The organism is Acinetobacter sp. YH01022 (genome assembly GCF_013420235.1).
In the GTDB taxonomy this organism is placed as follows: Bacteria; Pseudomonadota; Gammaproteobacteria; order Pseudomonadales; family Moraxellaceae; genus Acinetobacter.
Window position 1 is genome coordinate 1 of sequence record NZ_VOYP01000040.1, and the last position, 9,314, is coordinate 9,314.

6 protein-coding genes are annotated in these 9,314 nt (G+C 41.4%); all 6 read left to right on the forward strand.

Going from position 1 to position 9,314, the window contains the following annotated elements:
• Nucleotides 1-442 (forward strand): YadA C-terminal domain-containing protein (locus FTT87_RS12720; protein WP_180174944.1); only part of this gene is annotated, 442 nt, incomplete at its 5' end.
• A 751-nt stretch (nucleotides 443-1,193) separates the two neighbouring features.
• Nucleotides 1,194-2,459 (forward strand): TolC family protein, encoded by a 1,266-nt coding sequence (locus tag FTT87_RS12725; RefSeq protein ID WP_180174945.1) that lies wholly within the window; start codon nucleotides 1,194-1,196, stop codon nucleotides 2,457-2,459.
• 48 nt (nucleotides 2,460-2,507) lie between these two features.
• On the forward strand, nucleotides 2,508-4,754 hold the full coding sequence (locus tag FTT87_RS12730; protein ID WP_180174946.1) for a type I secretion system permease/ATPase: 2,247 nt from the start codon (nucleotides 2,508-2,510) through the stop codon (nucleotides 4,752-4,754).
• Nucleotides 4,755-4,812: 58 nt separating this feature from the next.
• On the forward strand, nucleotides 4,813-6,051 hold the full coding sequence (locus FTT87_RS12735) for an HlyD family type I secretion periplasmic adaptor subunit (RefSeq protein ID WP_180081318.1): 1,239 nt from the start codon (nucleotides 4,813-4,815) through the stop codon (nucleotides 6,049-6,051).
• A 1,123-nt stretch (nucleotides 6,052-7,174) separates the two neighbouring features.
• Nucleotides 7,175-7,972 carry an OmpA family protein gene (locus FTT87_RS12740; RefSeq protein WP_180042303.1) on the forward strand — a complete coding sequence of 266 codons (798 nt, stop codon included), beginning with the start codon at nucleotides 7,175-7,177 and terminating at the stop codon, nucleotides 7,970-7,972.
• 69 nt (nucleotides 7,973-8,041) lie between these two features.
• Nucleotides 8,042-9,314: Ig-like domain-containing protein (locus tag FTT87_RS12745; RefSeq protein ID WP_180174947.1), on the forward strand; the 1,273-nt coding region annotated here is incomplete at its 3' end.

Genomic DNA, 9,314 nt, shown 5'->3' on the forward strand with positions numbered 1-9,314 from the left:
AAATACTCGTGTTGATACTGAAGCAGCTACTCGTGCAGCTGGTTTAGCAGCAGCAGCAACAGATCGTCAAGCGATTCGTTCAGAATTTGCTAATGGTGATGTAGCAACTCTAGCTTCAGCAAATGCTTATACAAATACACAAGTGGCTAATGTAAATTCACGTGTGAACCAGTTGAATACACGTGTTGATGATGTTGAGAAAACTTCTTACCGTGGTATCGCTATTGCTTTAGCTGCGCAACAACAAATCCCTAACATCGGTGCTGGTCAATTTGCAGTATTTGGTGGTGTAGGTCATTATGAAGGTGAATCTGCTGGTGCTCTAGGTGTTGCTAGCGTATTTGCTGACGGTCGTACTTCTGTAAGTGCTGCAATTGGTTTTGCCGGTGGTAACGAAGTTGGCGGTCGTGTAGGTGTATCATACGTTTTTGGCGGTAAATAATTACCTGTTAAAAAGTATTGATTAAAAAAATCCTCGCCTTGTGCGGGGATTTTTTTAATCAATTTCTATTCATATGATGAGTCATTTTTTTGTTTGACTTATCACTTTAATTTTTTGTGTTAAACGTCTATAAAACAGCTGTTTTTATCCATTTTAGAATGGATAAAAATAATGCAAAAAAGCTGGAAAATAAAATTACTGGACAAATTGATGATACTGCGTTGAATGTAAGTTTATAGACTAAAATAATCCAGCAAATTGTTCACTACACTCAAACTCAGGTGGACAGGGTGTCTGCTTTAGATCTGGGAAAGAGATGGGATTTGGTTTCTTTGAGCTGATCGATTTTATACATAAATTATGTATAAATCCTGCAAGTTGACGGTACAAATCATGATCAAAAAATGGATATTTGCATCATTGATGCAAGAAGCTTACTGTCGAGGAATAGAATTAAAATTCCGGAAAAAAGAGGGGAGAAAGTTACCTACTTAAAAAATATAGTCACTTGATAATAGAGCAAAAAATTAATGAAAGTTTCATGTGTTTAGTCTGTATTTTAATGAGTTGTTGCTTTAAAATCCGAAAATGCTCTAATTAATGTGATATTTTTCACATTAATTTGGATGGTTAATACCGAGTTTTTGATTAGAACACAGTAGAAATCTTAAAGCTAATTATTGAAAGTCATCATTATTTTTTATGTAATAATCACTTAAAGTTGAATATGAAAAAAAGTCATAGATCTGTTGTGAGATATCCTCAAAATCAGGTGATGGTGCTGTTCACCACATTAATGTTGACTTCCCCGGTTTATGCAGCGGATCTCAAAATATTGCTACAGAATGCATTAACACAAGATCCATTGATGATTGAAGCGCAAGCCAATGAGCAGGCGGCGATCAGTAAAGTTAAAGAGTCACAGGCCTTGCATTATCCAGTTTTGGCAGTGACCGCAAATCAAGTCCTGGGTCAATCCCATAAAGATCGTACCGATTATGCCAGTGAAGACTTCACACCGGGTTTACGTGGCACCCTGAATTTATATTCTTTTGGAGCCATTAGTGCGCAGGTCGAGCGCGATAAAAGAAAATCAGCGTATTTCCATGAAAAAATTGGTGAAACTTCAGAAGAATTAGGTTACACCATTGGCAGTGAATATATTAAAGCCTTGCGTGCCCAAGAGTCCTTAGTTGTACAAAACCGGAGTCTGGAACGCCACAATAAATTCACCCAGGATATTGGGATTATTGTGAAATATGATCAGGGACGTCGTTCTGAACTGATTCAGGCTAAAGCCCGGCAGATGCAGGTTGAACATATGATCAGCGGTTTACAGCGTGAGCTGGGCTTTGCTTTAAGTAATCTGAAAAAATATACAGCTGATGTTTCTCCAGATGGATTGCGTGATCCATTTGCCGATCTTTCCGTCACGGATGTTGTGAATCGTTATAGTTTGACCCATCCCAGCCAGCATCCCTCTTTTCAGGCACAACAAGCTGAATTGGACAGTATCCGATCCGAACATAAATATCGTCAAACCAAACGCTATCCAAGTATTAATTTAGAAGGAAATGTCACCACTGAAGATCGTCAAGTTTATTTGAGCATGTCGTGGGATATGTTTAATCAAGTGACAAAATATTCAGTGGAGCAGGGTGGACAATCGATTGTGGCAGCAAATGCACGATTAGGGCAAATTCAGCGAGATATAGAAGAACGTGCCCGAACTGCAGAAATTGATATGTTTCAAAGCAAACAAACAATGGAGATTACCCGGCAACAAATTGCAGCTTCACGTGATGTAGTGATTGCCAATGAAAAGCAATTTAAGATTGCACGAAAGACTTTGGTTGATGTACTGAATGCCTATAATGAGCTGTCTGCAGTGGAAATGGCTTATGTAACGGCACAAAATGATTTTCGTATGGCAGCCCTGGCGTATTTACGGGCACAGGGGAAAATCTCAACATGGGCGATGGGTTCGAGCGACACGACCTGGTCGATACAGCCTTAACGTTTAATCCAGCATTGCGACAGAATAAAAAAGGTTATCAAAAAGTTCATGAAATCAATTATCGAACATATCGCTTTAGTGACCCAGCTTCTGGGAAGCCCTATTTCTGTTGCTACGCTTATGGCACAGGTCACCCAGAATCAGAACCTGCAGGTCAATTATCATTCATTGGGTGAAGTCTTAAAAACCCATGGTTTTGATAACACTTTAGCACAGCGAAATTTGCAGGATATTCCATCTTTAGCCATGCCTGTGGTGGTTGTGCTTAAAGATGAACACGCAGCCGTGATTACTCATATTGATGGTGTGGGTGATGAGCGAGTTTATGAAATTCAGCAGACCGATAGTTTAAAGCAGAAACTCACTCAACAACAACTTGATGAGCTGTATCTGGGATATTGCTGGTTTATCAAGCCAAAACTGGCCAGTGATTTACGTTCAGAATTACCCGAATATCATATGCCTAAAGCCTGGTTCTGGAAGGTGATCTGGCGCTTTCGTTCTTATTATTATCAAGTCATTTTGGCGACGTTCATTATCAACTTCTTGGCATTGGTCAGTTCACTCTATGTCATGAACGTCTATGACCGTGTGATTCCAAACAAGTCTTATGAAACCCTGTGGGTGCTGAGCATTGGGGTTATCTTGGCAATTTTCTTTGAATTTGTAGCCAAGATGATTCGTGGGCATTTAACCGATATTGCAGGAAAAAAAGCAGATTTAATTATCAGTTCGGCGATTTTTAGACGGGTGATGAGTCTGGATTTGTCGGAAAAACCTGCCTCTTCAGGGGCTTATGCCAACAACTTGCGTGAGTTTGAGTCGGTACGCGACTTTATGACCAGTGCCAGCTTGCTGGTTTTGGTGGATTTACCATTTTTACTGTTATTTATCACCGTGATTTGGCTGATTGCTGGGAAATTAGCTTTGGTGCCTTTAATTCTGATCCCCATTGTGATGTTGGTGGGTTTTTTGGCACAAGGTCCTCTTGCACGTTATATCAATGAGTCCATGCGTGAAGGCTCGCAACGACAAGGCTTGGCGGTTGAGGCCATTGAAGGGATTGAAACCTTAAAAACCAACAATGCTGCCAGCTGGGCGCAAGAAAAGTGGGATTTTTATACAGCCCGCAGTGCAGCTTCAAGTACTAAAACCCGTGATTTAAGCAATTTTGTGGTGAATTTTTCGGTTGGTATTCAGCAACTCAATACGGTGATTTTGGTGATTGTGGGGACTTATCTGATTCATAGTCCTGATACCAATTCTAAAATTACCATGGGGGCGTTGATTGCAGCCGTGATTTTATCGGGTCGTGCGCTGGCTCCTTTGGCGCAAATTGCCAACCTGGCGATTCGCTTTCAACAAGCCAAAGTGGGGATGCAAGGTTTACAAAGCATTATTGACCGAAAAATTGAGCGTGATCCAGAGCGGGAATATATCAGTCTGAATCGGGTTGAAGGTGAGCTGAATGTGCAGCAGGTCAGTTTCAAATACCAGGCTGATATGCCAGAGGTATTGAAAAATGTCAGTCTGCAGTTGAAGCCGGGTGAGAAAGTCGGGATTTTGGGTAAAATTGGCAGTGGTAAAACCACCATGCTGAAACTGGCCAGTGGCTTATTTACTCCGAGTCAGGGCAATGTCACGTTAGATGGCGTTGATTTAAGACAGCTTGATCCGAATTATCTGCGCAACCAGATCGCGATGCTGGGACAGTCGCCGCGCTTATTTTTAGGCAGCTTGCGCGAAAATCTGGATCTGGCCCGTCAGGATGGTTTTAGCGGTAACCAGGATTTGATTAATGCACTGAAACGTTTTGGTTTGGAGCAGATGATTCAAAACCATCCTAAAGGTCTGGATATGCCTTTGGGTGAGGACGGACAGGGATTATCTGGCGGGCAAAAACAGATTATTGCTTTGGCGCGTCTGACCTTGCGTCATCCAAAAGTGGTGCTTCTGGATGAACCCACTACAGGGCTGGATCAAGGCACAGAACAGAAGGCGCTACAAGCTCTGGGACAATGGTGTAAAGACAAAACTCTGTTGGTTGTGACTCACCGGATGCAGGTGTTAAGCATTGTCGATCGAATTGTGGTGATGGATCAAGGCAAAATTGTCATGGATGGACCGCGTGATGCCGTGCTTAAAAAGTTGACACAAAATGAGCAAAAAGCACGTACAGCGACACAACGGGTGATTCGACCTGCGGCTATGGCGGGTTCAGTGGCAACCAACAGTCCGACGCAGACTGATACGAATGCCGCCCAGATAGCTGAAACAGAGCATCCGATGGCCTAAATCTGACTTGAATTAATAAAGCCCGAGCCAGAGACACACATAATATTGAGTAAAATGTATGAAGGATAATCCAACCAAGTCATCTGAAAAGATACATTCCAAAGATCTGAAATTGGTGAATGATCTGAATGCTGCCCTGCAAAAAGAAAAGCATAGCGGGTTATTTTGGATGATCGGTTTGCTGTTTGTGTTTTTGGTGGTGTTCGTGATCTGGGCCTATAACAGTACGGTTGAAGAGGTGACTCGGGGACAAGGCAGTGTTATTCCAACCAGTCGTGAACAAATTGTACAAAGCCTGGATCCGGGAACCATCAAGGAAATGCGGGTCAAAGAAGGAGATGTGGTCGAAAAAGGGCAAATTCTCCTCACTTTGGATGATACCCGGAGTGCCGCAGTATTACGTGAAAGCGAAGCCAAGGTGGCTAACCTGGAAGCCATGGCAGCCCGCTTGCGAGCAGAATCTTACGGCACCGCCATTCAATTTCCTGCAGGGATTAGTCCGGACTTGCAGCGTCGTGAACGTGCCGCTTATGAAGCCCGTCGTCGTGCAGTCGATGATGCCGTATCCGGTTTGCAGCAAAGTAAAGCTATGCTGGACCGGGAAATTGGGATTACCGCACCGATGGTTGCAGAAGGGGTAATGTCAGAAGTGGAATTGCTGCGTATGCGTCGGCAGTCTTCAGATCTGGCTTTGCAAATCAATGAAAAACGCAACCAGTATGCCGCCGATGCCAACAACGAGCTGGTCCGCATAGAATCGGAACTGGCACAGGCCAAAGAGAATATGGCGATGCGTGCCGACCCTGTAGACCGCAGCTTAATTCGGGCACCATTACGAGGGATTGTGAAAAATATAAAAATCAATACCTTGGGTGGCGTGGTTCAGGCGGGACAAGACATTATGGAAATTGTTCCTCTCGATGACAAATTACTGGTTGAAGCGTATATCCGTCCGCAAGATGTGGCATTTGTCCGTCCGGGGCTAGATGCAATTGTAAAAATTACTGCTTATGATTATTCGCTGTATGGTGGACTAGAAGGTAAAGTAACCCTGATCAGTCCTGATACCTTACGTGACAAGGCGCGACCAAGTGAACTGAATCTAAATCCAGACGAAGCTTACTATCGGATTTTAGTGGAAACCCATAAAAATTCACTGACGGATAAAAATGGACAATCCATGCCGATTATTCCCGGTATGATTGCCAGTGTGGATGTCAAGACTGGAGAAAAAACCATCTTTCAATACCTGATCAAGCCGATTACCCGTATGAAGCAGGCATTGCAGGAACGCTAAATAAAAATATGTTTTAATTTAAAAATTTAAGCCAAATTTTTATGAAATTTGGCTTTTTTATTGACTTGAGATTGGATAAGACATGCATGAGCTGAAAACTTCCTGTCAGTATCTGCTGGGCTTTACTAGGTTTAATTGAGGAGATGCATCTTAAAAATACACAGCACGATGATGGGGAAATCAACTTAGAAGTGATTTTGGTTTATAAAATATCGAATCTTTGAAGGAGACTACAGCCGCAGTTTTTAAACAGGAATGCCTGCTGTGTTTAGGATCACAACATTTAAGTTTTTATCTTCAAGGGAATGGTTTGGAAAGCTGAAAAATATCAACCTGCAGTAGTCAGGCTTGAATATATAGGTCTCGTCTAGAGGTCAGTATCATTTCAGCAACACTTTGATCAAAACAAATCGAACAAGCTTTAGTGTTTACTTCAATGCTGTATGCAGAGAAGAATCTCGTTTTCTAGCTTGAAACCGGGTGCGTGATTTTGAGTGACTTACTTTGATTACTTCATTATTCAGCACAAAGTTGCAATGAAATGTATATTTTTAACTTTATTTCTTTGGTAGAAGCTTTTGTTATTTGGTATATTTTTTATGTAATTAATGTATTAAAAGTGTAATTTATGTACCATGAATATTCATTTAATTAACTAGAATCATATTTTACATAAATTATTTATCACGTATAAATATAAGCAAGTTATTGTAAATTATTAATATAAAACTCTCAAGAAAACTTAATATTAATAAAAATTATTCTTATTTAAGTTCAAATGGAAATAACCCCTTTTTTCTATTAATAAAAAGAGATATAAATAAATTAAAAAAGATGATTTTTATACTATTTTTTTGAGTATATTTTTTATATGATTATTAAGTTTAAATGTGAATTAAGTCACATAAATCCATACTTTTTTTAATAATTTTACATTGGATTTGCTTTTTTAAGGGCTGAAGGGTGGTGGGATATGAGTATTAAAAAATTAGTTTTAATAACGGGGCTTTCTATTTTTGGGTCGGGATGTGCTTCTATTAATAATCAGTCTCCTTTAGAGCATTGGAAAACATTTAATCCTGCATCTATGACTTTGCCTGATCATATTAGACCGGATCAAACAATGGCAGTTTTTCTCCGAGAGGAAAATGCATTCAATGGTCCAGCCGTTAATATTTTTCTGGAAGGAGAGTATTTAACTTCGCTTCAACCGGGCGGTTATAAAATGCTGCCTGTATGTGCAAATCCGACTCAAATGAGTGCTGCTTTTACCCAAAGTGAGCTGGATTATTCAAAGGTACGGCAGAAAACTCAGGTCTATGACTTGCCTGCAGGGAAAATTCAGTATTTTAAACTTGTTGAGGATGCTAATCAGTCTATTAAAATTCAGCCATTAACAGAAGCACAGGCCCAGCAGATCCTTCCTACCGTTCGTGAACAAACTCATACGCTCCCACGTGTTGAAAAAAATAAGGTGTGTGCAAAACCAGTCTATGTCAATGTCCCTGTCCAAACTGTCTTGAAGAAATATACCTTACAGGCAAATACCTTATTTGCTTATGCAAAATCAGGCCCAAATGACATATTAAAAAAAGGTCGCGAAGAAGTTAAAACAATCGCAGATCAAATTATCAATGAACAAAGTCAGATTAGCCATATTAGCATTCTTGGCTATACCGATCCTGTAGGAACCGAAGCTTTTAATCAGCAGTTATCTTTGCGACGTGCTGAAACAGTGCGTAATTTACTGACAATGTATGGTGTGGCTAGACAGAATATTTCAGTCGAAGGACGCGGTGAACAAGACCTGGTGGTCAGTGATTGTCAGAGTCGTTATGCAAAAGACAAGCTGGCTCATGAGCAATGTGATCTGCCTAACCGACGTGTAGAAATTATTACTTACGGCATTAAAGCTGAATAAAACTTTTTAAATCTAATTGAACTTTCTAATAAATTTTTAAAATCTGGCTAGCAGATCAGGATTAATCTTATGAATAATCAAACCATTACTGTAAAACTACATAGTGCTAAGAAAATAATTTCAACTCTGAAAGTTACCAAAACACCCGATCAGCCTGTGATTATTCAGGCCAAAAAAAATGTCAATTACGAGTTGATTGATGATGCAACTCAATTTGCCCCTGAAAATATTAAAATTAAGCGTGTGGGCAATGACTTGCATATTGGTTTTGAAGACGGTTCATCAGATCCACTTGATGCTGACCTGATTATTCAGGATTACTATGGTCACGATGGGGTGACCAGTAATTTACTGATCGGTCTGCATGAAAATGGCAGTTATTATGCCTATGTGCCGGAAAGTGGTTTGCAAGAACATGCTGTAAGTATGCTGGCTGAAGAAGTCAGTGCTGGTCAGGCATTGGGTGGTGAACCTTTGGTTGCAGCTGCCTATGAGTTTAATCCGTATTGGTTACTGGCTTTGATTCCTTTGGTGGGATTGGCTGTGGCAGCGGGTGATAGTGATTCGGTATCAGTAAAGGAAACTGCTCCTGTTGCAATAGATGATGTGATCAGCATTGTTGAAGATACTGTATTTACTTCAACAGTCAGCCTATTGGCGAATGATAGTGATGTTGACAGTAGTTTCACTGCAGTTGCAGGTACGTACACGACTACACAAGGCGGCACGATTGTGATCGCGGAAGATGGTCAGTATGTGTATATGCCAGCAGCGAATTTCACAGGTATTGATACTGTTGACTACACCATTACAGATGGTTCGTTGACGGATACTGGTACGTTGACCATTATGGTTAGTTCAGTTAATGATGCACCTGTGGCCAATCCAGATACAGCAACTGTGGTTGAAGACACTGCAGCCACCATTACTGTTCTGGGCAATGACACGGATGCTGAAAATGATACGTTAACTGTTACTGCAGCGAGCGCGTTGCATGGTACGGTCACGATCAACAGCGACGGTACCTTGAGTTACACACCGAACGCGAACTACACCGGTGCAGACACCATCAGCTACAGCGTGACAGATGGCAATGGCGGTACCAGCAGCAGCGTAGTGAACGTCAGCGTGACCCCTGTGAATGATGCCCCGGTACTGAGCTTCACTGATAGCTTGACCAGCATTGCGGAAAACAGTGCGACGGCAGGCATGGTGGTGACGGATGCGAATGCGACCGATGCCGAAGGCGATACGCTGACTTACAGCCTGACTAACAATCCGGACGGCTACTACAGCATTGATCCTGCGACGGGTGTTGTAAGCTTGACCCAGGCGGGCGCAG